A 26,260-nucleotide genomic window follows, 5' to 3' on the forward strand; every position below is an offset into this window, starting at 1 on the left:
TTATTGCCTGTAAATCCGATCGCCGCGCGGTCACGTGCCGCTGAGGTCCACCCGCTCGCGCAACTCCTTGCCCGCCTTGAAATGCGGGACGTATTTTTCCGGCACATGCACCTTCTCGCCGGATTTCGGGTTGCGCCCGGTACGGGGGGGACGGTAGTTCAGCGCAAAGCTGCCAAACCCGCGGATCTCGATGCGATCACCGCGCGCCAGCGCGTCAGTCATCGCATCGAGGATCATCTTGACCGCGTAATCGGCGTCCTTTGCGACCAGCTGGGGAAAACGCTCCGCCAGCTGGGCGATCAGCTCCGATTTGGTCATGATCGGTCAGCTTACTGCTTCTGCTCGTTCAGCTTTGCCTTGAGCAGGGCACCCAGGTTGGTCGTGCCAGCCGAGCCCGAACCTTCCGAGGCGAGCTTGTTCATGGCTTCGGACTGCTCGGCCTGATCCTTGGCGCGGATCGACAGGCTGATCGAGCGGGTCTTGCGATCGACGTTGATCACCAGCGCCTCGACCTCGTCACCTTCCTTGAGGACGGTGGTCAGGTCATCAACGCGATGGGCAGCCGCTTCGGAAGCGCGCAGGTAGCCTTCGACATCGTCACCCAGCGAGATCACCGCACCGCGGGCCTCGACCGACTTCACGGTGCCGCGCACGAGGCTGTTCTTCTCGTGGGTGGCAATGAAGTTGGTGTAGGGGTCGCCTTCGAGCTGCTTGATGCCGAGCGAGATACGCTCGCGCTCGACGTCGATCGCCAGCACCACGGCCTCGACCTCGTCGCCCTTCTTGAACTTGCGCACGGCGTCTTCGCCGGACTCGCTCCAGGACAGGTCGGACAGGTGCACCAGACCATCGATGCCGCCTTCCAGGCCGATGAACACGCCGAAGTCGGTGATCGACTTGATCTGGCCACGGACCTTGTCACCCTTCTTGTGGTTGATGGCGAAATCGTCCCACGGGTTCGACATGCACTGCTTCATGCCCAGGGAGATGCGGCGACGGTCTTCGTCGATCTCGAGGATCATCACTTCGACCTCGTCGCCCAGCTGGACGACCTTGGTCGGGTGGATGTTCTTGTTGGTCCAGTCCATTTCGGACACGTGCACCAGGCCCTCGATGCCCTGCTCGACTTCGACGAAGGCGCCGTAATCGGTGATGTTGGTGACCTTGCCGAACAGACGGGTGCCCTGCGGGTAACGACGCGAAATGCCGACCCACGGATCTTCGCCGAGCTGCTTGAGACCGAGCGAGACGCGGTTCTTTTCCTGGTCGAACTTGAGCACCTTGGCTTCGATCTCGTCACCGACGTTGAGCACTTCGCTCGGGTGACGGACGCGGCGCCAGGCCAGATCGGTAATGTGCAGCAGGCCATCGATGCCACCCAGGTCGACGAACGCACCGTAGTCGGTGATGTTCTTGACGATACCCTTGATGACGGTGCCTTCCTTGAGGTTCGAGAGCAGCTTCTCGCGCTCTTCGCCCATCGACTCTTCCAGCACGGCACGACGCGACACCACGACGTTATTGCGCTTGCGGTCGAGCTTGATGACCTTGAACTCGTATTCCTTGCCTTCGTACGGCGTGGTGTCCTTGACCGGACGCATGTCGACCAGCGAGCCCGGCAGGAAGGCGCGGATGCTGTTGGTCATGACGGTCAGGCCACCCTTGACGCGGCCAGTGATGACGCCCTTGACCAGGGAGCCTTCGTTGAGCGCCTTTTCGAGGTCGTTCCAGGCGGCGATGCGCTTGGCCTTCTCGCGCGACAGGCGGGTTTCGCCGTAGCCGTCTTCGAGCGCGTCGATGGCCACATGGACGAAGTCACCGACGTTGACCTCGAGTTCGCCGCGATCGTTGCGGAACTCCTCGATGGGCACGTAGCTTTCGGACTTCAGGCCGGCGTTGACGACGACGAAGTTCTGGTCGATGCGCACGACTTCGGCGGTGATGACTTCACCGGCGCGCATTTCCTGGAGGGCGAGGCTTTCCTCGAAGAGGGCGGCAAAGCTTTCTTCGAAGGAGGGGGTGGCGTTGGACATAGGGATAAGGATCCGGCACCGCCGTGGGACGGCAAACATGGTTGGTTCAAGAAAAAACGCGCCGAAGCCCACGCTTCTGCGCGACGGTTTCAGGCCGGACGCCTAGCCACCCGCCCGAACGAGGTCGAGCACGAAGGCCACGGCCTCGTCGACGGACCTCTCGGTGGTATCGAGCAGCACCGCATCCGGCAGTTTCACGAGGGGCGCGACAGGCCGGGCGGCATCGCGCGCATCCCGTTCCTGAAGGTCCTTCAGAAGACTTTGGATATTAGCAGGCATTCCCTTTTCCATCAACTGCTTATAGCGGCGCTCGGCACGCGACTCAGCGCTGGCGGTCAGGAACACCTTCACCCCGGCGTCGGGGAACACCACTGAGCCGATATCGCGCCCCTCGGCCACCAGGCCGGGGCCGATGCGATAGTCGCGCTGGCGGTCGAGCAGAGCCTCGCGCACCTGCCCCAACACCGCCACCTTCGACGCCCCGACCGAGCAGGCCTCGGTGCGGATCGCATCGCTGACATCCTCGCCTGCGAGCAGGATAAGGCCGTTCTCGAAACGTGCCGGGAGGTCCGCGGCAATCGCTGCGACGCCCGCCTCGTCATCCAGCGCAATGCCTGCACGCATGGCCGCAAGCGCAACCAGCCGGTACAGCGAGCCGCTGTCCAGACAATGCCAGCCCAGCGCCTCCGCCACGCGCGCCGCCACCGTCCCCTTGCCCGAAGCCGACGGCCCATCGATGGCGACGACCGGCACGGCTCGCGCCACCTGCCCGAACACGTCGAAATAGCCCGGGAAGGTCTTGTTGACGCAGCGCGGATCGTTGATGCGGAGCCGGCATCCGCCCAGCGTGACGAGCGAGAAGCACATGGCCATACGATGATCGTCGTAGGTATCGATCGCTGCCGGCTGCAGGCGCGCCGGCGGCGTCACCACGAGGTAGTCCTCGCCCTCCTCGATCTGCGCCCCGACCTTGCGCAGCTCGATCGCCATCGCCGCGATGCGGTCAGTCTCCTTGACGCGCCAGCTGGCGATATTGCGCAGCCGGCAGGGACCGTCGGCAAACAACGCTGCCACCGCCAGCGTCATCGCCGCGTCCGGGATGTGGTTGAGGTCCAGATCGAAGGCCTTGAGGCCTCCCTCGGCCGGCGCCGCGGCCTCGATCCAGTTGTCTCCCATGGTGATGCGGGCGCCGAGTTGCTCGAGCGCTTCGGCAAAGCGTACATCGCCCTGGATGCTCGCCCGCCCCACCCCTTCGACCCGCAGCGGGCCACCGCCGATCGCCCCCGCCGCCAGAAAGTAAGAGGCCGACGACGCGTCGCCTTCGACGAACACCGTTCCCGGGCTTCGATAGCGGGCGCCGCCGGGCACGACGAAGCGCTCCCAGCCATGCTGCTCGACCTGCACGCCGAAGCGCGCCATCAATTCGAGCGTGATGCGGATGTAGGGTTTGGAGATGAGTTCGCCGACGACCTCGACCGTAGTTTCCACTCCCGTCAGCGGGAGCGCCATCAGCAGGGCGGTAAGGAACTGGCTAGACACGTCGCCCCGCACCCTGACCACACCGCCCGGGCGGATGCTTGCCGGTCGCAGGTGCAGCGGCGGATAGCCCTCGTTGGCGGTGCACATGATGTCGGCACCGAGTGCACGCAGCGCGTCGACGAGGTCGCCGATCGGGCGCTCATGCATGCGCGGCACACCCGAGAGGCGGTACTCGCCCCCCGACAAGGCCAGGGCTGCGGTCAACGGCCGGAAGGCGGTACCGGCATTACCAAGGAAGAGCTCGGCATGCTTGACCGGAAACGGTCCGCCAACGCCCCGCACGCGGTAGTCAAGCGAGTCGCCATTGCGCTCCCAGCACACGCCAAGCGTCTGCAGGGCGTCGAGCATGCGCTCGACATCGTCCGACAGCAGCAGATCGCGAATCTCGGTCTCGCCCTCGGCAAGCGCAGCAAGCAGCAGGACCCGGTTGGAAATGCTCTTCGAGCCCGGCAGGCGAACCGTACCGGCTGCACCGAGCATCGGCGGCAAATCGAGAAATTCCATCATCACCTCTCAGGGATCGCCCCACGATGCGGGGCGGGAAGAACGGGGGCGGCTCCAGCGGCGAGCACAGCGGTCACAGCGCCACTCTCGGGTCGGCCAGGACTGCAGCCGATGCGGCGGCACCGCCGCGCTATTCTGCGGCCTGTACCGGCAAGCCCTCTGCCCATGCATTGCGCGCCCGGCGTGCACGCTCGAACACCGCCTCGAGACCGGCGCCATCACCGGCCTCGAGCAGCCCACGCAGGTGCGCGAGCTCACCGAGATAAGCGTCAAGCTCGTCGAGCAAGGCGACCCGGTTGGCGATGCAGATATCGCGCCACATCTCGGGATGACTGCCCGCGATGCGGGTGAAGTCGCGAAAGCCGCCCGCCGCATGGGAAAACAGCAAGGGCGCGTTGGGTCTGCGTGCGAAGTCATCGACCAGGCCGAACGCCAACAGGTGCGGCAGATGGCTGACCGCCGCAAAGACCCGGTCGTGCTCGCCGGGGCTCATGTCCACCACGCGTGCACCACAGGCTTCCCAGGCGGCACGCACGAGCTCGACCGCCGCTGCGCGACTCTCGGGCAGCGGGGTCAACACTGCCTTGCGTCCGATGTAGAGCTCGGCAAACGCGGCTTCGACGCCGCTCTTTTCCGCACCTGCAATCGGGTGCGCAGGCACGACATCGGCAAGTGCGCCGGAGAGGTGGCGGTGCACCGCCTCGATCACGTCACGCTTGGTGCTGCCCGCATCCGTGACTACCGTACCTGGCCGCAGGTGAGGCGCCATCGCCGCCATGATCGCGTCCATCTGGCCAACGGGCGCTGCAAGCAGGACCAGGTCGGCGCCGTCGAGCGCACCCGCCCAGCCGGCCGCGACCTCGTCGATCACACCCAGCGCGAGCGCCCGCTGCAGGGGCTCGGGGCGCCGCCCCACGCCGACAACCCGCCCCACCTGCCCGGCACGGCGCAAGGCAAGGGCAAAGGAGCCGCCGATGAGGCCGACGCCGCAGATGACGAGCTTGCCGATCAGGGCCATCCTGCACCCTCCACTCAGGACAGGGCGCGGCGAAGCGCAGCGATGAAACGGGCGTTCTCTTCGGGCAGGCCGATCGAGACACGCAGCCAGTGCGGCATGCCATAGGCTGCAATCGGACGCACGATGACGCCCTGCTTGAGCAGTGCCTGGTTGATACCGATCGCATCACCGACCTTGAAGGTGACGAAGTTTCCAAACGACGGAATCCACTCCAGCCCCAGTTCGGCAAAGGCCTGGGTGAGTTGGACCATGCCGCGTCGGTTGATCTCGGCACTGCGGGCGATGAACTCTTCGTCGCCCAGCGCCGCCTCGGCCGCCGCCAGACCGACGCTGGTCACGTTGAACGGCTGGCGAACCCGGTTCATCAGATCGGCCACCTCGGGATGCGTCACTGCGTAGCCGACGCGCAGCCCGGCCAGGCCATAAGCCTTGGAGAAGGTGCGCGAAACGAGCAGGTTCGGATAGCGCCCTACCCAGGCCATCGCATCGTAGCGCTGCTCGGGCGCAAGGTATTCGGTATAAGCCTCGTCGAGCACCACCAGCACATGTTTGGGCACCGCGCTGATGAACGCCTCCAACTCGCCCCCCGGAACGAAGGTGCCGGTGGGATTATTGGGATTGGCGACGAAAACCACGCGCGTCTGCGGCCGGATCGCAGCCAGCATCGCTGCCAGATCATGACCGAAGTTGCGCGCAGGCACCTCGATTCCACGCGCGCCGCGCGCATGCGTCGCCAGCGGATAGACCGCGAACGCGTGCTGCGAATAGACCGCCGACAACCCCGGCGCCAGAAAAGCCTGCGACACCAGTTCCAGGATGTCGTTGGAGCCGTTGCCGACCACGATCTGCTCAGGGGCCACGCCAAACTTGTTGCACAACGCGCTCTTGAGCGCGAAAGCGCCACCGTCCGGGTAGCGCGCCACATCGCCTATCGCATCGCGTGCGGCGTCGCGCGCCGCAGGGCTCATGCCGAGCGGATTCTCGTTCGATGCGAGCTTGACGATGCTCGATTCGGCCAGCCCCATCTCGCGAGCGAGCTCCGAGATGGGCTTGCCCGGCTGGTAGGCCATGATCGAGCGGATGTAGTCGGGTGCCAGCGAGGCGATGCTCATCGTCTTCTCCTGTTTGTTCTGCATGCCGGTCGGGCTGCAGCATCAAGCGTCGCGCACCGGCGCCAGCCGCGCGCGCTCGCGCTGTGTCAGATTGCCGCCACCGGATACGAGCCGATGACCTTGACGAACGCTGCGCGATCGTTGAGTTCAGCAAGCGCAGCCGCCACCTCGGGATCGTCGCGGTGTCCATTGATGTCCGCGTAGAACACATACTCCCACAGCCCCGAGCGCGCCGGCCGCGACTGCAGCTTGGTCATGTCGACCCCATGGCGGGCCATGGGTTCGAGCAGGCCATGGATGGCGCCCGGACGGTTCGGTGCCGAGAACACCAACGAGGTGCGATCCTGGCCGGAGGGGCCCGCGTCGTGGTCGGCGATGACCAGGAAGCGCGTCGTGTTGTTGGGATCATCCTCGATGTTGGGGGCGAGAATGTTGAGGCCGTAGAGTTGCGCGGCCGCCTCACCGGCAATGGCGCAGGACTCCGGATCCTCCGAGGCCATGCGCGCGGCCTCGGCATTGCTCGCCACCGGGATGCGCGGCAGATGCGGCAGGTTGCGGTTCAGCCACTCGTGGCACTGCGCCAGCGACTGGGCATGCGAGTAGACACGGCGGGCCGCGCCGATGCCGTCGGCGCGCGACATCAACTGCTGGTGGATGCGCAAGCGCACCTCGCCGCACACCTTGAGCGGATTGGCGAGGAGCAAGTCAAGCGTGCCGCCCACCGCCCCCTCGGTAGAGTTCTCCACCGGCACCACGCCGTAGTCGGCATTGCCTGCCTCGACCGCTCGAAAGACGTCGTCGATCGCCGCCATCGCCATGAAATTGGGCGCGGAGCCGAAATGCTTGCGGCTGGCACTTTCGGAGAAGGTCCCGGCCGGGCCGAGATAGGCCACGCGCAGCGGCTGCTCCAAGCCCAGGCAGGCCGACATGACCTCGCGGAAGATGGTCTTCACCGCATCGGGTGACAAGGGCCCGGGGTTGAGCTCGGCCAAGCGGCGCAGCACCTGGGCCTCGCGCTCGGGGCGGTAGTACATGACGCCGCGTTTGATCTCCCCGACCCGTTGCGCGCAGCGCGCGCGCTCGGATAGGCGGGCGAGGATTTCCTCATCGAGGCGGTCGATCTCGTTGCGCAGTTTCAGCAGTTCGTCGCTCATGCTCGGCCCATGGCCCCCTTCAAGTTCCGCGTGTGGTTCTCGTTCGTGTGCTGCCCGGCGCGCTCAGCCGCGGCGAGCAGCGAAGTCGCGCATGAAATCGACCAGCGCCTGCACGCCTGCGATCGGCATCGCGTTGTAGATCGACGCCCGCATGCCGCCTACCGACTTGTGCCCCTTCAGCTGCACCAGGCCGGCCGCTCTCGACTCTGCCAGGAAGGCCTCGTTCAAGGACTCATCCTTCAGGAAGAAGGGCACGTTCATGCGCGAACGGCAAGCCGGGTCGATGCGATTCTCGTAGAAGTCGCTGGCATCGAGGAACTCGTACAGCAGCTTCGCCTTGGCGATGTTGTGCGCCTCGACCGCCGCCAAACCGCCCTCGCGCTTGAGCCACTGGAAGACCAGGCCGGCGATGTAGATCGCGTAGGTGGGCGGCGTGTTGTACATCGAGCCGTTGTCGGCCACGGTCTTGTAGTCGAAGGCGCTCGGGCAGTGCGGCATCGCGCGCCCGAGCAGGTCCTCGCGCACGATCACGATGGTCAGGCCCGCCGGGCCGATGTTCTTCTGTGCGCCGCCGAAGATCAAGCCGTACTTGGCCACGTCGATCGCGCGCGACAGGATGTGCGAGGACATGTCGGCCACCACCGGCACCTCGCCGCGGCCGATCTGCGCCAGATCGGGCTCGAAGGGGTACTCGACGCCGCCGATGGTCTCGTTGGTGCAGGTGAACACATACGCCGGATCGGCAGACAGCCTCCAGTCCGTCATCGGCGGCACGGTCGCGAAGCCGCTCGCCTCGGAGGTGGCCGCGATGTTCACCTCGGCGTACTTGCGCGCCTCCTTCTGCGACTTCTGCGACCACGCGCCGGTGACCACATAGTCGGCCACGCGCTTGCCGCCCATCAGGTTCATCGGGATGATCGCGTTCTCGGCGATCGCGCCGCCCTGCATGAAGAGGATGCGGTAGTTCGCCGGCACCGCCAGCAGCTCGCGCAGGTCCGCCTCAGCCTGGGCAGCAATGGCGGTGAACTCCTTGCCGCGATGGCTCATTTCCATCACGCCCATACCGCTGCCTTGCCAGTCGAGCATCTCGTCGGCGGCCTGGCGCAGCACCTCTTCGGGCAGCGCCGCTGGACCCGCGCTGAAGTTCCATACGCGACTCATCAGGCGCCACCCTCCTCGCCATCGGCAGATCCGTCAGCAGCATCGCCCGCCTCGCCCGCAGGCCTCTGCACCGAGGCGGCTGCCTCCTCCTCGGTCTCACCTTCGCCATTGACGCGCATGCTCTCGTCCGACTCGGACTCGGCCACCTTCTCGACGCTGGCAAGCCAGGTGCCTTCATCGAGGCTGATCAGCGTCACGCCCTGGGTCGAACGACCCATCTCGCGGATGCTCTCCACACCAGTGCGGATGAGCACGCCGCCGGTCGAGATCAGCATGATTTCGTCACTGGGCTCGACCAGCACCGCAGCCACCAGCTTGCCGTTGCGGTCGCTGGTCTGGATCGCGATCATGCCCTTGGTGCCGCGGCCATGGCGGGTGTATTCGGCCACCGGCGTGCGCTTGCCGTAGCCGTTTTCGGTCGCAGTCAGCACCGACTGCGACTCGTCCTTGGCCACCAGCATGGCGATCACCGACTGGCCGTCCTCGAGCATCATGCCGCGCACGCCGCGCGCATCGCGCCCCATCGGGCGCACGTCGGTCTCGGCAAAGCGCACCGCCTTTCCGGCGTCGGAGAACAACATCACGTCGCACTGGCCGTCGGTGATCGCCACCCCGATCAGGTGGTCGCCGTCGTCCAGATTGACGGCGATGATGCCGGCCTTGCGCGGGTTGGAGAACGCGGTGAGCGCCGTCTTCTTGACCGTGCCTTCCGAGGTCGCCATGAACACGAAGTGCTCCTCGTCGAACTCCTTGATCGGCAGCACCGCAGTGATCTTCTCGCCTTCGATCAGCGGGAAGAGATTGACGATGGGCTTGCCGCGCGAGTTGCGCGTACCTTCGGGCACCTCGTACACCTTGAGCCAGTAGCAGCGCCCGCGGCTGGAGAAGCACAGCACGGTGTCGTGGGTGTTGGCGACAAAGAGATGGTCGATGAAGTCCTCGTCCTTCATCGAGGTGGCCTGCTTGCCGCGGCCGCCGCGACGCTGGGCACGGTAGTCGGCCAGCGGCTGGCGCTTGAAGTAGCCGGTGTGCGACAGGGTCACGACCATGTCTTCCGGCGTGATCAAGTCCTCGATGTTGATCTCGGCGGTGTTCATCACCAGCTCCGAGCGGCGCGGGTCCCCAAACTGATTGCGGATCGCACCGAGCTCGTCGACGATGATCGCAGTGATGCGCTCGGGGCGCGCCAGGATATCGAGCAGGTCGGTGATGACGTCCATCACCTCGCGGTATTCGCCGACGATCTTGTCCTGCTCGAGGCCGGTCAGACGCTGCAGGCGCAGTTCGAGAATCGCCTGGGCCTGGGTTTCGGACAGACGGTAGCCCTGCGCCTGCAGGCCGTACTGCGGATCCAGCCCTTCCGGCCGGTAGCTGTCGGCGAGCGCGCGCGACAGCATCTCTTCGACCAGCGCCGAGCGCCACTCGCGCGCCATCAGTTCGCGCTTGGCGTCGGAAGGCGTGGGCGCGGCCTTGATCAGCGCAATAATCTCGTCGACGTTGGACAGCGCCACCGCCAGACCTTCGAGGATGTGACCGCGGTCACGCGCCTTGCGCAGTTCGAAGATGGTGCGGCGGGTGACGACCTCGCGACGATGCTCGAGGAAGCACACCAGCATCTGCTTGAGGTTGAGCAGGCGCGGCTTGCCGTCGACCAGCGCCACCATGTTCATGCCGAAGCTGTCCTGCAGCTGGGTGTGCTTGAACAGCTTGTTGAGCACCACCTCGGGCATCTCGCCGCGCTTCAACTCGATCACCAGGCGCATGCCCGACTTGTCGGACTCGTCGCGGATCTCGCTGATGCCCTCGATCTTCTTCTCGTTGACCAGCTCGGCCATGCGCTCCTGCAAGGTGCGCTTGTTCACCTGGTAGGGCAGCTCGTCGACGATGATGGCCTGGCGGTCGGTCTTGCCGATGGGCTCGAAGTGGGTGCGCGCACGCATGATCACGCGACCGCGGCCGGTACGGTAGCCCTCGCGCACGCCAGCAAGGCCGTAGATGAGGCCCGCGGTCGGGAAGTCCGGCGCCTGGACGATGTCGATCAGCGCCTCGATGTCGGTGTCCGGATCCTCGAGCAGCTTCAGGCAGGCGTCGACCACCTCACCGAGGTTATGCGGCGGGATGTTGGTCGCCATGCCGACCGCGATGCCGCTCGAACCGTTGATCAGCAGGTTCGGAATGCGCGCCGGCATGACCAGCGGCTCCTTCTCCGAGCCGTCGTAGTTCGGGCCGAAGTCCACCGTTTCCTTGTCGATGTCGGCCAGCAGCTCGTGGCCGATGCGCGCCATGCGGATTTCGGTGTAACGCATCGCCGCCGCGTTGTCGCCGTCGACCGAGCCGAAGTTACCCTGCCCATCGACCAGCATGTAGCGCAGCGAGAAATCCTGCGCCATGCGCACGATGGTGTCGTACACCGCCGTATCGCCGTGCGGGTGGTACTTACCAATGACGTCACCGACGATACGCGCTGACTTCTTGTAGGCGCGGTTCCAGTCGTTGGACAGCTCGTGCATTGCGAACAACACGCGCCGATGCACCGGCTTGAGGCCGTCGCGCGCATCCGGGAGTGCCCGACCCACGATCACGCTCATTGCGTAATCGAGGTAGGAGTGCCGCATCTCCTCTTCAAGGCTGATCGGCAGAGTTTCCTTGGCGAACTGAGTCATGCTGGGAGCGGGCGTACCGCGTTTACCAAAACGCGAAATATTAACACGCGCGCCCTCCGCCCGCCCCGCCTTGGGCATCGGCGCATGCTCAAGGCACGATCACTCCAGCGCGGCGATGGCATCCTCGCGCCAGAAACGTAGCGCCGCGTAATACCCCTCCCACACGCAGCCGTTGCAACCGCGCCCGCAGCAGCTGTCGGGCACTGGCGGTGGCGCGCGCAGGGCAAGGCCGCGCGCCTGCAGCGCGAGCTGCACCAGACTCACCAGCGCTTGCGCCTCGGCAAGATTGCGCATCGGCAGCGCAACCAGATCGCTCGTTCGCATGTTTCAGATCCTCGGCCTAAAAAATGCGGCTCCAGCCCTTGAAATGACCAGACCGACCCCAATTTACCAGCGTCAGGAATTTACGGGAGCCTTATCCATGCAGGAACAGAACCCTTCGACGACGCCCGCCGATGAACTGGAAGTCCAGGCTGCCACCGCCGAACACGCCGCCAGCGATGCATCCAACGCGATCGACAGCATGCCCAGCCTCGAGGAGAGCCTGCGACAGGCCGAACTGAAGGCCGCCGAGCATCACGACGCCTGGCTGCGCGCCAAGGCCGAGACCGAGAATGTGCGTCGCCGCGCGCAGGAAGACATCGGCAAGGCCGCCAAGTTTGCCGCCGAGAAGTTCGCCAGCGCGATGCTGCCGGTCAAGGACAGCCTGGAGGCAGCCCTCGCGGTGGACAACCAGACCGTCGAGAAGCTGCGCGAAGGCGTCGAGTTGACGCTCAAGCAACTTGTCGCCGCTTTCGAAGGCGCGAGCCTGGCCGAAGAGAACCCCGTTGGCCAGAAGTTCGATCCGAACAAGCATCAGGCGATCAGCGCGGTCGAGTCGGACGCCGAACCCAACACCGTGGTCACGGTGCTGCAGAAGGGCTATCTGCTCAACGAGCGCGTCCTCCGCCCGGCACTGGTCATGGTGGCAAAGGCCAAGGGCCAGTAAGGAATCTGCGCGCGGCGGCTTGAAACCGTTGCGCGCCCCCCCATATTCGATCCAGACCGGCGCGCTACGAGCCGCGCCTCCAAATAAAGACTGAACTGACTGAGAAGGAACACTCATGGGCAAGATCATCGGCATCGACCTCGGCACCACCAACAGCTGCGTCTCCGTGATGGAAGGCGGCAAGCCGAAGGTCATCGAAAACTCCGAAGGCGCGCGCACCACCCCGTCGGTGGTGGCCTACGCCGAGGACGGTGAAATCCTGTGCGGCGCGCCGGCCAAGCGCCAGGCCGTCACCAACGCCAAGAACACCCTGTTCGCAATCAAGCGCCTGATCGGCCGTCGCTTCGAAGAGAAGGAAGTCCAGAAGGACATCGCCATGATGCCCTTCACCATCGCCAAGGCCGACAACGGCGACGCCTGGGTTGAAGTGCGTGGCAAGAAGATCGCACCGCCGCAGGTTTCCGCCGAGATCCTTCGCAAGATGAAGAAGACCGCCGAGGACTACCTCGGCGAGGAAGTGACCGAAGCAGTCATCACCGTGCCGGCCTACTTCAACGACAGCCAGCGCCAGGCCACCAAGGACGCCGGCCGCATCGCCGGCCTCGAGGTCAAGCGCATCATCAACGAGCCGACCGCGGCCGCGCTCGCCTTCGGCATGGACAAGAAGCCGGGCGACTCCAAGATCGCCGTGTATGACCTCGGCGGCGGCACCTTCGACATCTCGATCATCGAGATCGCAGACCTCGACGGCGAGCACCAGTTCGAAGTGCTGGCGACCAACGGCGACACCTTCCTGGGTGGCGAGGACTTCGACCAGCGCATCATCGACTACATCGTCACCGAGTTCAAAAAGGAACAGGGCGTCGATCTCAAGAACGACGTGCTCGCACTGCAGCGCCTGAAGGAAGCGGCCGAGAAGGCCAAGATCGAGCTGTCCTCGGGCCAGCAGACCGAGATCAACCTGCCCTACATCACCGCCGACGCCTCGGGCCCGAAGCACCTGGCGATCAAGATCACCCGCGCCAAGTTCGAGTCGCTGGTCGAAGACCTGATCGAGCGCTCGATCGCGCCCTGCCGCATCGCCCTCAAGGACGCCGGCCTCAAGGTTTCGGACATCGACGACGTGATCCTGGTCGGCGGCCAGACCCGCATGCCCAAGGTCATCGACAAGGTGAAGGAATTCTTCGGCAAGGAACCGCGCCGTGACGTGAACCCGGACGAGGCCGTCGCCGTGGGCGCCTCCATCCAGGGCGGCGTGCTGCAGGGCGAGGTCAAGGACGTACTGCTGCTCGACGTCACCCCGCTGTCGCTGGGCATCGAGACCCTGGGCGGCGTGATGACCAAGCTGATCCAGAAGAACACCACGATCCCGACCAAGGCCAGCCAGGTATTCTCCACCGCCGACGACAACCAGAGCGCGGTGACCATCCACGTGCTGCAGGGCGAGCGCGAGATGGCCTCGGGCAACAAGAGCCTGGGCCAGTTCAACCTCTCCGACATCCCGCCGGCGCCGCGCGGCATGCCGCAGATCGAGGTCACCTTCGACATCGACGCCAACGGCATCCTGCACGTGTCGGCCAAGGACAAGGCCACCGGCAAGGAGAACAAGATCAAGATCCAGGCCAACTCCGGTCTGTCGGACGAGGAAGTCGAGCGCATGGTGCGCGACGCCGAGGCACACGCCGAGGAAGACAAGAAGGCCCACGAACTGGTCGACGCCCGCAACCAGTGCGACGCGCTGATCCACTCGACCAAGAAGGCGCTGGGCGAGTACGGCGACAAGCTCTCCGACGACGAGAAGGCCAAGATCGAAGCCGCGATCAAGGACGCCGAAGAGGCCATCAAGAGCGGCGACAAGGACACCATCGAAGCCAAGAGCCAGGCCCTGGCCATGGCAGCGCAGAAGCTCGGCGAGCAGATGTACGCCCAGGCCCAGGCCGAAGGCGGTGCCCAGGGCGCAGCCGGTGGCCAGCAGGCTGGCGGCAAGGCCGAGGATGCCGACGTAGTGGATGCCGAATTCACCGAAGTGAAGGACAAGAAGTAATCGTCACTCTGGCGACCCCTTCGCGGCCGAGCCCCGCCGGAGCCCTGCTCTGGCGTCGGCTCGGCCTTTGCTTGAGACCAGACTGAGCGACGCACCATGTCCAAAAGGGATTACTACGAAGTCCTCGGCGTCAACCGCGACGCCGGCGACGATGAGATCAAGAAGGCCTACCGCAAGCTGGCCATGAAGTTCCACCCGGACCGCAATCCGGACAACAAGGAAGCGGAAGAGAAGTTCAAGGAGGCCAAGGAGGCCTACGAGATGCTCTCCGACCCGCAGAAGAAGGCGGCCTACGACCGCTACGGCCACGCCGGTGTCGACCCGTCGATGGGTGGCGGCGGTCAGGGCTTCGAAGGCGGCTTCGCCGATGCCTTCGGCGACATCTTCGGGGACCTGTTCGGCGGCGGAGGCCGCGGCGGCCGCTCCAACGTCTATCGCGGCGCCGACCTGCGCTACAACCTCGAGATCACGCTCGAGGAGGCTGCGCGTGGCGCGGAGAAGACCATCCGCATCCCCACCGTCGAGGAATGCGGCACCTGCCACGGCAGCGGCGCCAAGCCCGGCACCCAGCCCAAGACCTGCCCGACCTGTAACGGCCACGGCCAGGTGCGCGTGCAGCAGGGTTTCTTCTCGATCCAGCAGACCTGCCCGAAGTGCCATGGCAGCGGCAGGATCATCCCCGACCCCTGCCGCGACTGCGGCGGTGCCGGCAGGGTGAAGAAGCAGAAGACGCTGGAGGTGAAGATTCCCGCCGGTATCGACGAAGGCATGCGCCTGCGCCACGCCGGCCATGGCGAACCCGGCGTCAACGGTGGCCCGCCGGGCGACCTCTACGTCGAGATCCACATCCGCAAGCACGCGGTGTTCGAGCGCGACCACGACGACCTGCACTGCGAGATGCCGATCAGCATCACCACGGCAGCCCTCGGCGGCGAGATCGAGATTCCGACCCTCGAAGGCATGGCGCGCCTGAAGATCCCGGCCGAGACCCAGAGCGGCAAGGTCTTCCGCCTGCGCGGCAAGGGCATCAAGAACGTACGCAGCCATGCGCATGGCGACCTGATGTGCCACGTCGTAGTCGAGACGCCGGTCAGTCTCACCGATCGCCAGAAGGAGTTGCTGCGCGAGTTCGAAGAGATCTCCAGCGGTAACGCCGACCGCCACAACCCCAAAGCCAAAGGCTGGATGGACAAGGTGCGCGACTTCTTCGGCAACTGAGCCCGGGCTACCCATCGGAAGAACGCCCGCCCTGCAATGCAGGAGCGGGCGTTTTTACATCTCTTGAAGTCCGTGGCCTGGGCCTCGTGCGCCGATGCGCACTACCTCAGGCGTCAGGCGCGGCGCCAGGTGGTGCCGCCAGGCCCGTCCTCCAGGACGATGCCGGCCGCGGTCAGCTCGGTCCGGATCCGATCAGCCTCGGCGTAATCCTTTGCCTTCTTGGCTGCGGCGCGCGCCGCAATGCGGGCTTCGATCTCACCGGCATCAAGGCCCGCCGCATCCGCAGCGCCAGCCTGCAAGAAGGCCCGCGGGTCGCGCTGAAGCAGGCCCAGCACGCCTGCCAGGGCCTTGAGTTGCCGCGCCAGAGCGGGCGACGCACTGCGGTTGACCTCGTTCGCCAGTTCGAACAGCGCCGCGACCGCCTCTGCGGTGTTGAAGTCGTCGTCCATCGCCGCGCGGAAACGCCGGGCGTGAGCCTCTTCCCAATCCACCTCGGCATCGCCCTGCACCGGCACGTTCTTCAGCGCGGTATAAAGGCGCGTGAGCGCGTTGCGCGCGTCCTCGAGGTGGGTGTCGGAGTAGTTGAGCGCGCTACGGTAGTGCGCACGCAGGATGAAGAAGCGCACCACCTCGGGGTCGTACTTCTGCAGCACCTCGCGGATGGTGAAGAAGTTGCCGAGCGACTTCGACATCTTCTCGTCATCGACGCGCACGAAGCCGTTGTGCATCCAGTAATTGACGAAGGCGTGGCCGTGCGCGCCCTCGGACTGGGCGATCTCGTTCTCGTGGTGCGGGAACTGCAGATCCATGCCGCCACCGTGGATGTCGAAGTGGTCGCCAAGCAGGTCCGAGCTCATTGCCGAGCACTCGATGTGCCAGCCGGGCCGGCCCTCGCCCCACGGCGACGCCCACTTCACCTCGCCGGGCTCTTCGGTCTTGGCGTGCTTCCACAGCACGAAGTCGAGCGGGTCGTTCTTGTCCTGCGCCACGTCGACACGCTCACCGGCGCGCAACTCGTCGAGCGACTTGCCCGACAGCTTGCCGTAGCCCTCGAACTTGCGCACCGCGTAGCACACGTCGCGGTTGGCGGCGACGTAGGCGAGGCCTTTGTGCTCGAGGCGCGAGATCAGCGACTGCATCTGGGCAACGTAGTCGGTGGCGCGCGGCTCGTGGTCGGGGCGCAGCACGCCCAGTGCATCGGCGTCCTCGTGCATCGCTGCGATGAAGCGGTCGGTGAGCGCGCGGATGGTCTCGCCATTTTCCTGCGCGCGACGGATGATCTTGTCATCGATGTCGGTAATGTTGCGCACGTAGGTGACGTCCAGCCCGCTCGCACGCAGCCAGCGCGCCACCATGTCGAACACCACCATCACGCGCGCATGCCCGAGGTGACAGAAGTCGTACACCGTCATGCCGCAAACGTACATGCGGACCTTGCCAGGTTCGATGGGCGTGAAGACTTCCTTGTTGCGCGACAGGGTGTTGTAGATGTTGAGCATCGGGATGACGGAAATACCGAAGATGAAGCACGCTGTGAGCGCGATTGTGAGGGGTGGGGCTTGTTGCTAGAATCTTGCGTCCAGCGGGCTCCAGGCCCGCATCGGCAGGGCGCAAATATACCACGGCAGCGGACCTCGCCCTTTCGTCATCCCTGCCTGCAAGGAAGGTTCGCGACATCTGTGCGAGAGCCTGCGCCAGTCCTGAGATGCCTTCACGCCCGTGGCCATGCGGCCAAGCACCGGAGACCCCATGAAGAAGCAATTGATCGCCTTTGCAGTGCTCGCAGCGAGTGCCTTGAGCACGCTGGCCGCCAACCCGATGGTCGAACTCAAGACCAACCAAGGCGAGATCGTGGTCGAACTGTTCGCCGACAAGGCGCCGAAGTCGGCAGAGAACTTCGTCCAGTACGTCAAGGACGGTCACTACAACGGCACCATCTTTCACCGTGTGATCGATGGCTTCATGGTCCAGGGCGGTGGCTTCGACGCCGACATGAAGCAAAAGAGCACCCGCGCCCCGATCGAGAACGAAGCGAAGAACGGCCTCAGGAACGAACCCGGCACCCTGGCCATGGCGCGCACCGCCGACCCGCACTCGGCCTCGGCACAGTTCTTCATCAACCTCGTCCCCAACACCTTCCTCGACTACCCTTCGCGCGACGGCTGGGGCTACGCCGTGTTCGGCAAGGTGGTGAAGGGCATGGACGTGGTCGACAGGATCGCCAAGGTCCCGACCGCGAACCGCGGTTTCCACCAGAACGTGCCGGTCGAGCCCGTGATCGTGGAAAGCGCCCGCCTGCTCGACGCTCCGGCAGGCAAGGCCGGCAAGTAAGAAGGGCCCTTCAATGGACGGGCGAGCGCACGCACTGCCCGGACGACAACAACCTCCCCAGGAGAGCACCACATGGCAGTCAAGTTGCACACCAACCACGGCGTCATCACCCTCGAACTCGACGCCGACAAGGCACCGGTCACGGTCGCCAACTTCCTCGCCTATGTGGAAGCCGGCCACTACGACAACACCATCTTCCACCGGGTCATTGACGGCTTCATGATCCAGGGCGGCGGTTTCGAGCCCGGCATGAACCAGAAGCCCACCGGCGAACAGATCAAGAATGAAGCCGACAACGGCCTGAAGAACGAACGCGGCACCATCGCCATGGCGCGCACCCAGGCGCCCCACTCCGCCACCGCGCAGTTCTTCATCAACGTTGCCGATAACGACTTCCTCAACCACCGCTCGCCCGACACCCAGGGCTGGGGCTACTGCGTGTTCGGCCGTGTCACCGAGGGCCTGGATGTGGTCGACTCGATCCGCAAGGTCAAGACCGGCTCCAGCGGCTTCCACCAGGACGTGCCCAAGGAGGACGTGGTCATCGAGCGCGCCGAAGTCGCCTGATCGTGACCACGCGCAGCGCCTCGCAAGCCAGCCCGCAGCCGGCGGTTCCGGACGGGTCTGGCGCGCCGATGCCGGAGGCCGCACGCGCGGCCCTTCCGGCATTGTTCATCTCCGACCTGCACCTGAGCGAAGACGAACCAGCCAACGTCGAGGCCTTCCTCGCCTTCCTGGAGGGCCCGGCACGCGAGGCGGCGAGCCTGTTCATCCTCGGCGACCTGTTCGAATACTGGGCGGGTGACGACGATCTTGCCACGCCCTTCAATGCGCGCATTGCAGAAGCAATCCGCACGCTCTCGTGCAGTGGCACCGCAGTGCACTTCATGACCGGCAACCGCGACCTGCTTGCCGGCCCGGCCTTTGCGACCGCGATCGGCGCGACCCTGCTCGATGACCCCGCATGCGTGCGCTTCGGTGACGCGGCAAACGCCCCCGTGCTCCTGCTCTCACACGGCGACGCCCTGTGCACAGACGACCTCGCCTACCAGGCCTACCGCCGCCAGGTACGGGACCCTGCCTGGCAAGCCGGCTTCCTCGCCCAACCCCTGGCTGCACGCAAGGCCTTCATCGCCAGCCTGCGCCAGAAGAGCGAAACCGCCAAGGCCGGAAAATCGATGGAGATCATGGACGTCAACGCGGAGGCGGTCGCAGCCCTGCTCCGCAGTCACGACTACCCAATCCTTGTCCACGGCCACACCCACCGCCCGGACCACCACGCGCTGAAGGTCGATGGCCGCGAGTGCGCGCGCCACGTGCTCTCCGACTGGCGGGGCGCCGCCTGTTGGCTCGCCTTCGACGGCAGCCGGTTCAGCGCCCACACCGGCACAAGCGCCGGCTGAGCAATCCGGCTGCGCGCTCAGCGCGCCAGGCCGCGCGCCAGGTCTTCCTTGATGTCGTCGACGTGCTCGAGACCGACCGCCACGCGCAGCAGGCCGTCGCCGATCCCCGCGCTGGCTCGCGCCTCGGCGCTGATGCGGCCGTGAGTGGTGGTCGCAGGATGCGTGATCGTGGTCTTGGTGTCGCCCAGATTGGCCGTGATCGAGATCAGCCGGGTCGAGTCGACCACCTTCCAGGCGGCATCGCGACCGCCCTCGACGTCGAAACTGACGATTGCTCCACCCGTCTTCTGTTGGCGCATTGCCAGTTCGTGCTGGGGGTGAGAGCGCAAGCCAGGGTAGTACACCCGCGCCACACCAGGCTGGGCTTCGAGCCATTTCGCCAACTCCAGCGCGCTCGCGGACTGCGCCTCCATGCGTACGCGCAAGGTTTCAAGACCCTTGAAGATCACCCAGGCATTGAAGGGCGACAGCGTCGGCCCTGCTGTGCGCAGGAACTTGAACACCTCGTCGGTAACGAGCTTGCGGCCTGCTACGGCCCCGCCCAGTACCCTGCCCTGGCCGTCCAGATACTTCGTCGCCGAATGCACGACGACATCCGCACCGAAGTCGAGCGGACGCTGCAAGGCCGGTGAGCAGAAGCAGTTATCGACGGCCAGCAGCGCCCCGGCCTCGTGTGCGATGTCGGCCACGGCCGCAATATCGACCACTTCGGTCAGCGGATTCGAGGGCGTCTCGGTAAAGAACAGCCGTGTCCTCGGCTGCGTGGCATCGCGCCAGGCATCGAGGTCGGTGGTCGGGACGAAGGTCGTTTGAATGCCGAACCTGGAAAGGATGCCGCCGAACAATTGCTGCGTGGCCCCGAACAAACCATTGGACGCGACCACATGGTCGCCCGCCTGCAGCGTCGCCATTGCGAGTGCAAGAATCGCCGACATTCCGGAGGCAGTCGCTACGCAGCCCTCTGCGCCTTCAAGCGCAGCAAGCCGGGTCTGCAGCGCACTCACTGTCGGGTTCGAGAAACGGGCATAGACATAGCCCTCCTCCTCACCCGAGAAGCGCGCCGCCGCCTGTGCTGCGTTCTCGAACACGAAGCTGGAGGTCAGGTACATCGCCTCCCCATGTTCTCCGAACTGGCTGCGCTCGATGCCCGAACGCACGGCGAGCGTGTCGGGGTGAAGAGAATGCGGATCTGGAAGGCTCATGTTCGCTGCAATGGGATGTTCAGGAGGCTTGCGTGCAGGGCGTCAGCAGGCTCAGTGGTCGCCAGCGGAGGCGAGATTGAGGTCGAGCTGGCCGCCCTCGCCGCCCTCGCCGTCGTCGCCATGGTCGCCGGCATCACCCTTGCCCGCCGCGGGCTCGCTACGCTGATTCTCGACGCCGTTCAAATATTCGGCCGTGATGTCGCCGGTAATGTAGCTGCCATCGAAACAGGACGTCTCGAAGAAGCTAAGGGCGGGATTGAGCGCCCGCACGGAAGCCTTCAGATCGTCGAGATCCTGGTAGATGAGGCCGTCAGCCCCGATCTCGCGGCAAATCTCCTCATCGTTGCGATCCGAGGCGATCAGCTCACCGCGCGTGGGCATGTCGATCCCATACACATTGGCATAGCGCACGGGAGGCGCCGCAGACGCGAGGTAGACCTGGGTCGCGCCAGCTTCGCGCGCCATATTCACGATCTCCTTGCTCGTGGTGCCACGGACGATCGAGTCGTCAACCAGCAACACGCTCTTGCCCTTGAACTCCTGGTGAATCGTGTTGAGCTTCTGGCGCACAGACTTCTTGCGCGTCGCCTGGCCCGGCATGATGAAGGTGCGCCCGATGTAGCGGTTCTTGACGAAACCCTCGCGGAAGGGCAAGCCCAGGCGATGCGCCATCTGCATGGCCGACGGCCGGCTCGAGTCCGGGATCGGGATCACCACGTCGATGTGCACCTTGGGCATGGTCCGCTTCATCTTGTCGGCCAGGAACTCGCCCATCTTCATGCGCGACTCATAGACCGACACGCCGTCGATGATCGAATCGGGTCGCGCCAGGTAGACGAACTCGAACATGCATGGTGCGTGCACCGTCTTGGCTGCGCACTGGCGGCTGTGGAAGCGCCCCTCGATATCGACCAGCACGGCCTCGCCCGGCGCGACGTCACGCAACAAGCGGAAGCCCAGCACATCGAGGGCGACCGACTCGGAGGCGACCAGCCACTCGCTGCCCGCAGCCGTGTCGTTGCGGCCGATGACCAGCGGTCGGATCCCGTACGGATCGCGGAACGCCAGCAGCCCGTAGCCGGCGATCATGGCAACGACCGCATAGGCACCACGGCAGCGCCGATGCACGCCGGCCACTGCGGTGAAGATCGCGTCCTCGTCGAGCTTGAGCCCCTTGCTCGCTGCCTGCAGTTCATGTGCCAGCACATTCAGCAGCACTTCGGAATCGCTGCTGGTGTTGATGTGGCGCAGGTCCGAGAGGTACATCTCGCGCTTGAGTTCGTCCGCATTGGTCAGGTTGCCGTTGTGCGCGAGCAGCAGCCCGAACGGCGAGTTGACGTAGAAAGGCTGTGCCTCGGCCGCGTTGTAGGCCGAGCCCGCGGTCGGATAACGCACATGGCCGATTCCCCAGTTACCGGTCAGGTTGCGCATGTTGCGCGTACGAAAGACGTCGCGCACGAGGCCCGAGCCCTTGTGCATGTGAAAGCGCCCGCCCTCCGAGGTAGCAATGCCCGCCGCATCCTGGCCGCGGTGCTGCAGGACCTGCAGTCCATCATAAAGAAGCTGGTTGACCGGAGAAGTCGCGACGACACCGAGAATTCCACACATGGAGGTATGCCTATCTGAATCGAATCTTGTCGGCCACCTCGTCGGGCAGCCAGGGTTTTGCAGCAATCACGGCCGATTCCATCGGCGCCGAAAACAGCGCCTGCGACCACCAGGGCTCGCGCGCCACGCCCGCGATACCGCCGACCAGGACGACGACGAACGCGACCGCAAGCCCGCGTGCAACGCCGAACAATGCACCGAAGAAGCGGTCCGTCGCCCCCAGGCCGGCAGCGCGCAACAGCTCCCGCAGCAGGTAGCGCAGCAAGGCCGCGATCAGCAGCACTGCAACCACCACCAGCGCGCCGCCCGCAACCTGCCTCCACACCGGCTCCACGATCATGCCGGTGAAGAACGCCGCTGCCTGTTCGTTATAGCGCCAGGCCGCAAAAAGTGCTGCCACCCAGGCCAGCAGGGCGACAACCTCGCTCACCAGCCCTCGCCACATGCCGATCGCAGCCGAAAAGCCGAGCACACCCAGGAAGACGTAGTCGAACACTGTCATGGCTGCGGCTCAACGCGGCTGCAGGACGGCCTGATGGCCCGACGCCTTCAGGCGCGCGGCCACCGAGTCGGCTGCCTGCCGGCCCGTGATCGGGCCGACGCGTACTCGTGTCACGCTGCCCGAGCGCTCGGTGAAGGCCTGGAAGCCCTGCGCCTTGAGTTCATCGGCAAGGCGGGCAGCCTTGGCGGCATCGCTGAAGGCGCCGACCTGGATCACGAAGGCCTCGCCACGTGGCGGCACGGGCTGGCCCGAAAGGATCGCACGCACCCTCGCCTCCTCGTCGGCATCGGTTGCCGCTCGGCTTGGCGCCGGCTTTGCCGCCGGCGATGCCTCCTGGCGCACCGGCGGCGCCTGAGGCGCTACCGCAGGCGGCCGCGCTGTCGTGGCAGGCGCAGGCGGCGGAGCCGCAGGCGTTTTCTCTGCAGGGGGCGGCTCGACCGGATCGACCGCAACCAACTGCGGGCCATCGGCGGCCACATCGTCATCCTCGGATACGGCAGGTGGCACGGCCGCCACAGACTCCGCGGGAGCAGCCGGCCGCTTCAGCGCAGGGGCTGCGGCCCGATCGGGGATCGTGATCTGGATGTCCTGCACCGAAGGGTGCGGCTCCGGGTCCATCATCATGGGCAACACGATGGCAGCCAGCAAGGCGAGCGCAACCGCGCCGACCAGACGTCGGCGCGCGCGCTTCTTGATATCCAGGTTGTCAGCGTCACTCACCGGGAGAACCTCATCGCTGGCGTGCGGCCTTGATCGCCGCAAGCACATCGGCCACTGTCAGGAACGAGCCAAAGACGACGATTCTATCACCCTCGGCTGCAGCATCTTGCGCTGCAGCAAACGCAGCAGCCGGCTGTTCGTAGCAACGGATATCGCCCGCACTGCCAGCCGCGCGCACACGTGTGGCAAGGTCTTGTGCCGAAAGGCCGCGCGCGCCGGGCAGGTCGGCGAGCAGCCAGTGGTCGACGCGCCCAGCCAGACGCTCGACCACCCCCTCGACGTCCTTGTCTACCAACATGCCGAGCACGGCCCATGTTTCCGGAAAGAAACCCATGCTGCCGAGGTTCTCGGCCAGCACACCCGCTGCCTGCGGATTGTGCGCGACGTCGAGCACCACCGCCGGGCGCCCCGGCAGCACCTGAAAGCGCCCGGGCACCTCGACCAGCATCAGTCCCTGACGCACATGCTGCATGGACACGGGCAGCCGCGCACGCAACAACTCGAGCGCGGTGATGACCGCAGAGGCGTTGAGCAACTGGTTGGCACCGCGCAAGGCCGGATATGCCAGCCCGCCACGCTTTACGAGACCGCCCTGGGCACGCGGCCGCTCGTAACGCCAGTAGCCCCACTGCTGGCGGTCACCACCAAAACCGAAATCCCGACCGCTGATCCACAGCTCTGCCCCAATGGCCGCTGCATGGTCCACCAAGGTCGCAGGTGGTTGGGGGTCTCCGCACACGGCCGGACAACCCGTGCGAAAGATACCCGCCTTCTCGTAGCCAATCGCCTCGCGCGAATCGCCGAGGAACTCCATGTGGTCCATTGCCACGCTGGTCACGATCGCGCAGTCGGAATCGAAAAGGTTGACCGCATCGAGCCGGCCACCCAGACCGACCTCCAGGACGATCACATCGAGCCCTTCGCCCGCCAGCACCGACCACGCCGCGAGCGTGCCATGCTCGAAATAGGTCAGCGGCGTGTCGCCGCGCACCGCCTCGACGGCGGCAAAGCCTTGCACCAGGCGCTCGTCGTCGACATCCCTGCCGTCGATGCGAACACGCTCGTTGTAGCGCAACAGGTGGGGCGATGTGTAGCAACCGACGCGATAACCTGCCGCCAGCAGAATACCCTCGAGCATCGCACAGCACGAGCCCTTGCCGTTGGTACCGCCGACGGTGATGACCAAGGCCTCGCTGCCTGCAGCCATCGCCTGCTGGACCTTGCGCACACGCTCGAGACCGAGCTCGATGCGTTGCCCATGGCGCTGCTCGAGCAAGGCCAGCCAGCCCTCGAGGCTGGCTGGCAGCCCCGGATCCGCAACCACCGCAGGCCTCACGCCGAAACCGCGTCCGCAGGCTGGCGCGTCAGCATGGCAAGCACGCCTGCGATCTCGTCGCGCATCTCGCGTCGATCCACGATCAGATCGATCGCCCCTTTGTCGAGCAGGAACTCGGCGCGCTGGAAGCCTTCTGGCAGCTTCTCGCGCACCGTTTGCTCGATGACGCGCGGGCCGGCAAAACCGATGAGCGCGTTCGGCTCTGCGATCACCACGTCGCCCATGAAGGCAAAACTGGCGGACACCCCCCCCATGGTGGGGTCGGTCAGCACGGTGACGAAGGGCAGCCTGCGCTCGGCAAGACGCGTGATCGCAGCCGTGGTCTTGGCCATCTGCATCAGCGACAGCAGCCCCTCCTGCATGCGAGCACCGCCCGAGGCGGTAATGCAGATGAAGGGGATGCGCTGCTCGTAGGCACGCCTGGCGCCGCGCACGAAGCGCTCACCCACGACCGAACCCATCGAGCCGCCCAGGAACTCGAATTCGAAGCAGGCCACGACCACCGGCAGGCTCTTGATTGCGCCCTGCATCACCACCATCGCGTCTGCTTCGCCCGTGTCGGCGGTCGCGGTCGACAAGCGCTCCGGATACTTGCGCGAATCCTTGAACTTGAGCGCATCGACCGGCGTCACCTCGGCACCGATCTCGACCCGCCCCTCGGCGTCGAGCAGCACGTCGAGCCGCCTGCGCGCGCGCAGGCGATGGTGATGCCCGCACTTGGGGCAAACGCCCAGGCTGCTGTCGAGGTCCGAACGGTAAAGCACCGACTCGCAGCCTTCGCACTTGCTCCACAACCCCTCGGGAATCGACTTGCTGCGCGCGGACACTTCGCCGCGCTTGATCTTGGGCGGCAGCAGCTTTTGCAACCAACTCATTGAGTCACTCCTTTACCGGTGGCGAGGTCGTCAAGCGCGCAGCGGATGTCGCGCATGAAGGCGGCAACGCGTGCAACCTCCTCGCCAGGGTTGTTCTCGATCTCTTCGATGATGCGGCTGCCGATCACCACCGCGTCGGCCACTGCGCCAACCGCGCGCGCACTCTCCGCATCGCGGATGCCGAAACCGACGCCCACCGGCATGCCGACGGCCGCGCGGATGTCCGGAATGCGGCGCGCAACCTCCTCGACGTCCAGCTTTGCGCTACCGGTGACGCCCTTGAGCGAAACGTAGTAGATGTAGCCGCTGCCGGCAGACGCGACGTCCGCATAGCGCTGCTCGGACGAGGTCGGCGCGAGCAGGAAGATCGGATCGAGGCCACCGGCCTTGGCGGTGGCGGCAAAGCCGACGCACTCCTCTGGCGGGTAGTCGACCACCAGCACGCCATCGACCCCGGCTTCGGCCGCGGCACTGACGAAGCGCTCGGCCCCCATGGCCTCGATCGGATTGGCATAGCCCATGAGCACCACCGGCGTGGCGGCATCGGTTGCGCGGAACGCCCGTACGATCTCGAGCACCTTGCGCAGGCTCATGCCCTGAGCCAGGGCACGCTCGGATGCGCGCTGGATGGTCGGGCCATCGGCCATGGGGTCGGAGAACGGAACACCAAGCTCGATGATGTCGGCGCCCCCGTCGACGAGGGCCTGCATCAGCGGCAGGCTCAACTCAGGACTCGGGAAGCCGGCAGTGACGAAGGGGATCAGCGCCTTGCGGCCTTCGGCCTGCAGGCGCTGGAATACGGTCTGGATTCTTGACATGTCTCGATCACACAGCGGGCCACCATGGCGG

The 26,260-nt window shown here is 65.6% G+C and carries 23 protein-coding genes; 6 read left to right on the forward strand and 17 right to left on the reverse strand.

Features of this window, described 5'->3' with window-relative positions:
• Positions 1–30: 30 nt before the first annotated feature.
• The 9 genes from B447_RS01100 to B447_RS01140 all read right to left on the reverse strand — a co-directional run bounded on the left by B447_RS01100 (position 31) and on the right by B447_RS01140 (position 11,508).
• A complete protein-coding gene (locus tag B447_RS01100) occupies positions 31–318 on the reverse strand; it encodes an integration host factor subunit beta (protein WP_002923822.1) in 288 nt (95 codons plus the stop codon).
• Positions 319–329: 11 nt separating this feature from the next.
• Positions 330–2,033 carry a 30S ribosomal protein S1 gene (gene rpsA / locus B447_RS01105; RefSeq protein WP_002923821.1) on the reverse strand — a complete coding sequence of 568 codons (1,704 nt, stop codon included), beginning with the start codon at positions 2,031–2,033 and terminating at the stop codon, positions 330–332.
• Positions 2,034–2,135: 102 nt separating this feature from the next.
• Positions 2,136–4,076 carry a bifunctional 3-phosphoshikimate 1-carboxyvinyltransferase/cytidylate kinase gene (locus B447_RS01110; protein ID WP_002935736.1) on the reverse strand — a complete coding sequence of 647 codons (1,941 nt, stop codon included), beginning with the start codon at positions 4,074–4,076 and terminating at the stop codon, positions 2,136–2,138.
• A gap of 130 nt (positions 4,077–4,206) precedes the next feature.
• Positions 4,207–5,094, reverse strand: a complete 888-nt coding sequence (locus tag B447_RS01115; protein WP_002935737.1) for a prephenate dehydrogenase — start codon at positions 5,092–5,094, stop codon at positions 4,207–4,209.
• 14 nt (positions 5,095–5,108) lie between these two features.
• On the reverse strand, positions 5,109–6,206 hold the full coding sequence (gene hisC / locus B447_RS01120; RefSeq protein ID WP_002923818.1) for a histidinol-phosphate transaminase: 1,098 nt from the start codon (positions 6,204–6,206) through the stop codon (positions 5,109–5,111).
• Positions 6,207–6,292: 86 nt separating this feature from the next.
• A complete protein-coding gene (gene pheA, locus B447_RS01125; RefSeq protein ID WP_002923817.1) occupies positions 6,293–7,360 on the reverse strand; it encodes a prephenate dehydratase in 1,068 nt (355 codons plus the stop codon).
• A gap of 63 nt (positions 7,361–7,423) precedes the next feature.
• Entirely contained in the window at positions 7,424–8,521 is a 1,098-nt protein-coding gene (gene serC, locus B447_RS01130) for a 3-phosphoserine/phosphohydroxythreonine transaminase (protein ID WP_002935738.1), read from the reverse strand.
• The gene (gyrA, locus tag B447_RS01135) at positions 8,521–11,184 is read right to left on the reverse strand and encodes a DNA gyrase subunit A (RefSeq protein ID WP_002935739.1); all 2,664 of its coding nucleotides are present in this window, start codon (positions 11,182–11,184) and stop codon (positions 8,521–8,523) included. The genes serC and gyrA overlap by 1 nt, the downstream gene beginning before the upstream one ends.
• A gap of 99 nt (positions 11,185–11,283) precedes the next feature.
• A complete protein-coding gene (locus B447_RS01140; RefSeq protein WP_002923814.1) occupies positions 11,284–11,508 on the reverse strand; it encodes an oxidoreductase-like domain-containing protein in 225 nt (74 codons plus the stop codon).
• Between the two features lie 97 nt (positions 11,509–11,605).
• On the opposite strand from B447_RS01140, the gene grpE reads away from it, so the two are divergent.
• The 3 genes from grpE (at position 11,606) to dnaJ (ending at position 15,434) form a co-directional block, all read left to right on the forward strand.
• Positions 11,606–12,172 (forward strand): nucleotide exchange factor GrpE, encoded by a 567-nt coding sequence (grpE, locus tag B447_RS01145; RefSeq protein WP_002935740.1) that lies wholly within the window; start codon positions 11,606–11,608, stop codon positions 12,170–12,172.
• A gap of 115 nt (positions 12,173–12,287) precedes the next feature.
• The gene (gene dnaK / locus B447_RS01150; protein ID WP_002923810.1) at positions 12,288–14,216 is read left to right on the forward strand and encodes a molecular chaperone DnaK; all 1,929 of its coding nucleotides are present in this window, start codon (positions 12,288–12,290) and stop codon (positions 14,214–14,216) included.
• 96 nt (positions 14,217–14,312) lie between these two features.
• A complete protein-coding gene (gene dnaJ / locus B447_RS01155; protein ID WP_002923808.1) occupies positions 14,313–15,434 on the forward strand; it encodes a molecular chaperone DnaJ in 1,122 nt (373 codons plus the stop codon).
• A gap of 113 nt (positions 15,435–15,547) precedes the next feature.
• On the opposite strand, the gene cysS is transcribed toward dnaJ, so the two are convergent.
• Positions 15,548–16,933: a cysteine--tRNA ligase gene (gene cysS / locus B447_RS01160; RefSeq protein WP_002935743.1), complete on the reverse strand. Its 1,386-nt coding sequence runs from the start codon at positions 16,931–16,933 to the stop codon at positions 15,548–15,550.
• 250 nt (positions 16,934–17,183) lie between these two features.
• Between cysS and B447_RS01165 the strand changes: the two genes are divergently transcribed.
• From B447_RS01165 to B447_RS01175, 3 genes are all read left to right on the forward strand, one after another.
• The gene (locus B447_RS01165; protein ID WP_002923804.1) at positions 17,184–17,765 is read left to right on the forward strand and encodes a peptidylprolyl isomerase; all 582 of its coding nucleotides are present in this window, start codon (positions 17,184–17,186) and stop codon (positions 17,763–17,765) included.
• 72 nt (positions 17,766–17,837) lie between these two features.
• Positions 17,838–18,332: a peptidylprolyl isomerase gene (locus B447_RS01170; protein ID WP_002923803.1), complete on the forward strand. Its 495-nt coding sequence runs from the start codon at positions 17,838–17,840 to the stop codon at positions 18,330–18,332.
• Between the two features lie 68 nt (positions 18,333–18,400).
• On the forward strand, positions 18,401–19,168 hold the full coding sequence (locus tag B447_RS01175; protein WP_002935746.1) for a UDP-2,3-diacylglucosamine diphosphatase: 768 nt from the start codon (positions 18,401–18,403) through the stop codon (positions 19,166–19,168).
• Between the two features lie 17 nt (positions 19,169–19,185).
• Here the strand turns inward: B447_RS01175 and B447_RS01180 are convergent, their stop codons facing one another.
• From B447_RS01180 to trpA, 7 genes are read right to left on the reverse strand one after another with little or no spacing between them, the layout of a single operon-like run.
• On the reverse strand, positions 19,186–20,370 hold the full coding sequence (locus B447_RS01180; protein ID WP_002935748.1) for an O-succinylhomoserine sulfhydrylase: 1,185 nt from the start codon (positions 20,368–20,370) through the stop codon (positions 19,186–19,188).
• Positions 20,371–20,421: 51 nt separating this feature from the next.
• Complete coding sequence (gene purF, locus B447_RS01185; protein ID WP_002923800.1) at positions 20,422–21,978, reverse strand: amidophosphoribosyltransferase; 1,557 nt, start codon at positions 21,976–21,978, stop codon at positions 20,422–20,424.
• Between the two features lie 10 nt (positions 21,979–21,988).
• A complete protein-coding gene (locus tag B447_RS01190) occupies positions 21,989–22,480 on the reverse strand; it encodes a CvpA family protein (RefSeq protein ID WP_002923799.1) in 492 nt (163 codons plus the stop codon).
• 9 nt (positions 22,481–22,489) lie between these two features.
• Positions 22,490–23,200 (reverse strand): SPOR domain-containing protein, encoded by a 711-nt coding sequence (locus B447_RS01195; protein WP_002935750.1) that lies wholly within the window; start codon positions 23,198–23,200, stop codon positions 22,490–22,492.
• A 10-nt stretch (positions 23,201–23,210) separates the two neighbouring features.
• On the reverse strand, positions 23,211–24,524 hold the full coding sequence (gene folC / locus B447_RS01200) for a bifunctional tetrahydrofolate synthase/dihydrofolate synthase (protein ID WP_002935754.1): 1,314 nt from the start codon (positions 24,522–24,524) through the stop codon (positions 23,211–23,213).
• 8 nt (positions 24,525–24,532) lie between these two features.
• Complete coding sequence (gene accD, locus B447_RS01205) at positions 24,533–25,411, reverse strand: acetyl-CoA carboxylase, carboxyltransferase subunit beta (RefSeq protein ID WP_002935755.1); 879 nt, start codon at positions 25,409–25,411, stop codon at positions 24,533–24,535.
• On the reverse strand, positions 25,408–26,229 hold the full coding sequence (gene trpA / locus B447_RS01210; protein ID WP_002923795.1) for a tryptophan synthase subunit alpha: 822 nt from the start codon (positions 26,227–26,229) through the stop codon (positions 25,408–25,410). The genes accD and trpA overlap by 4 nt, the downstream gene beginning before the upstream one ends.
• Positions 26,230–26,260: the final 31 nt, after the last annotated feature.

Origin of the sequence: Thauera sp. 27 (genome assembly GCF_000310125.2) — a bacterium.
Taxonomy (GTDB): Bacteria; Pseudomonadota; Gammaproteobacteria; order Burkholderiales; family Rhodocyclaceae; genus Thauera; species Thauera mechernichensis.

Bases quoted from the DNA above. Each gene is read 5' to 3' on its own strand.
- B447_RS01100 (WP_002923822.1), bottom strand. From the start codon at position 318: ATGACCAAATCGGAGCTGATCGCCCAGCTGGCGGAGCGTTTTCCCCAG.
- rpsA (WP_002923821.1), bottom strand. From the start codon at position 2,033: ATGTCCAACGCCACCCCCTCCTTCGAAGAAAGCTTTGCCGCCCTCTTC.
- B447_RS01110 (WP_002935736.1), bottom strand. From the start codon at position 4,076: ATGGAATTTCTCGATTTGCCGCCGATGCTCGGTGCAGCCGGTACGGTT.
- B447_RS01115 (WP_002935737.1), bottom strand. From the start codon at position 5,094: ATGGCCCTGATCGGCAAGCTCGTCATCTGCGGCGTCGGCCTCATCGGC.
- hisC (WP_002923818.1), bottom strand. From the start codon at position 6,206: ATGAGCATCGCCTCGCTGGCACCCGACTACATCCGCTCGATCATGGCC.
- pheA (WP_002923817.1), bottom strand. From the start codon at position 7,360: ATGAGCGACGAACTGCTGAAACTGCGCAACGAGATCGACCGCCTCGAT.
- serC (WP_002935738.1), bottom strand. From the start codon at position 8,521: ATGAGTCGCGTATGGAACTTCAGCGCGGGTCCAGCGGCGCTGCCCGAA.
- gyrA (WP_002935739.1), bottom strand. From the start codon at position 11,184: ATGACTCAGTTCGCCAAGGAAACTCTGCCGATCAGCCTTGAAGAGGAG.
- B447_RS01140 (WP_002923814.1), bottom strand. From the start codon at position 11,508: ATGCGAACGAGCGATCTGGTTGCGCTGCCGATGCGCAATCTTGCCGAG.
- grpE (WP_002935740.1), top strand. From the start codon at position 11,606: ATGCAGGAACAGAACCCTTCGACGACGCCCGCCGATGAACTGGAAGTC.
- dnaK (WP_002923810.1), top strand. From the start codon at position 12,288: ATGGGCAAGATCATCGGCATCGACCTCGGCACCACCAACAGCTGCGTC.
- dnaJ (WP_002923808.1), top strand. From the start codon at position 14,313: ATGTCCAAAAGGGATTACTACGAAGTCCTCGGCGTCAACCGCGACGCC.
- cysS (WP_002935743.1), bottom strand. From the start codon at position 16,933: ATGCTCAACATCTACAACACCCTGTCGCGCAACAAGGAAGTCTTCACG.
- B447_RS01165 (WP_002923804.1), top strand. From the start codon at position 17,184: ATGAAGAAGCAATTGATCGCCTTTGCAGTGCTCGCAGCGAGTGCCTTG.
- B447_RS01170 (WP_002923803.1), top strand. From the start codon at position 17,838: ATGGCAGTCAAGTTGCACACCAACCACGGCGTCATCACCCTCGAACTC.
- B447_RS01175 (WP_002935746.1), top strand. From the start codon at position 18,401: ATGCCGGAGGCCGCACGCGCGGCCCTTCCGGCATTGTTCATCTCCGAC.
- B447_RS01180 (WP_002935748.1), bottom strand. From the start codon at position 20,370: ATGAGCCTTCCAGATCCGCATTCTCTTCACCCCGACACGCTCGCCGTG.
- purF (WP_002923800.1), bottom strand. From the start codon at position 21,978: ATGTGTGGAATTCTCGGTGTCGTCGCGACTTCTCCGGTCAACCAGCTT.
- B447_RS01190 (WP_002923799.1), bottom strand. From the start codon at position 22,480: ATGACAGTGTTCGACTACGTCTTCCTGGGTGTGCTCGGCTTTTCGGCT.
- accD (WP_002935755.1), bottom strand. From the start codon at position 25,411: ATGAGTTGGTTGCAAAAGCTGCTGCCGCCCAAGATCAAGCGCGGCGAA.
- trpA (WP_002923795.1), bottom strand. From the start codon at position 26,229: ATGTCAAGAATCCAGACCGTATTCCAGCGCCTGCAGGCCGAAGGCCGC.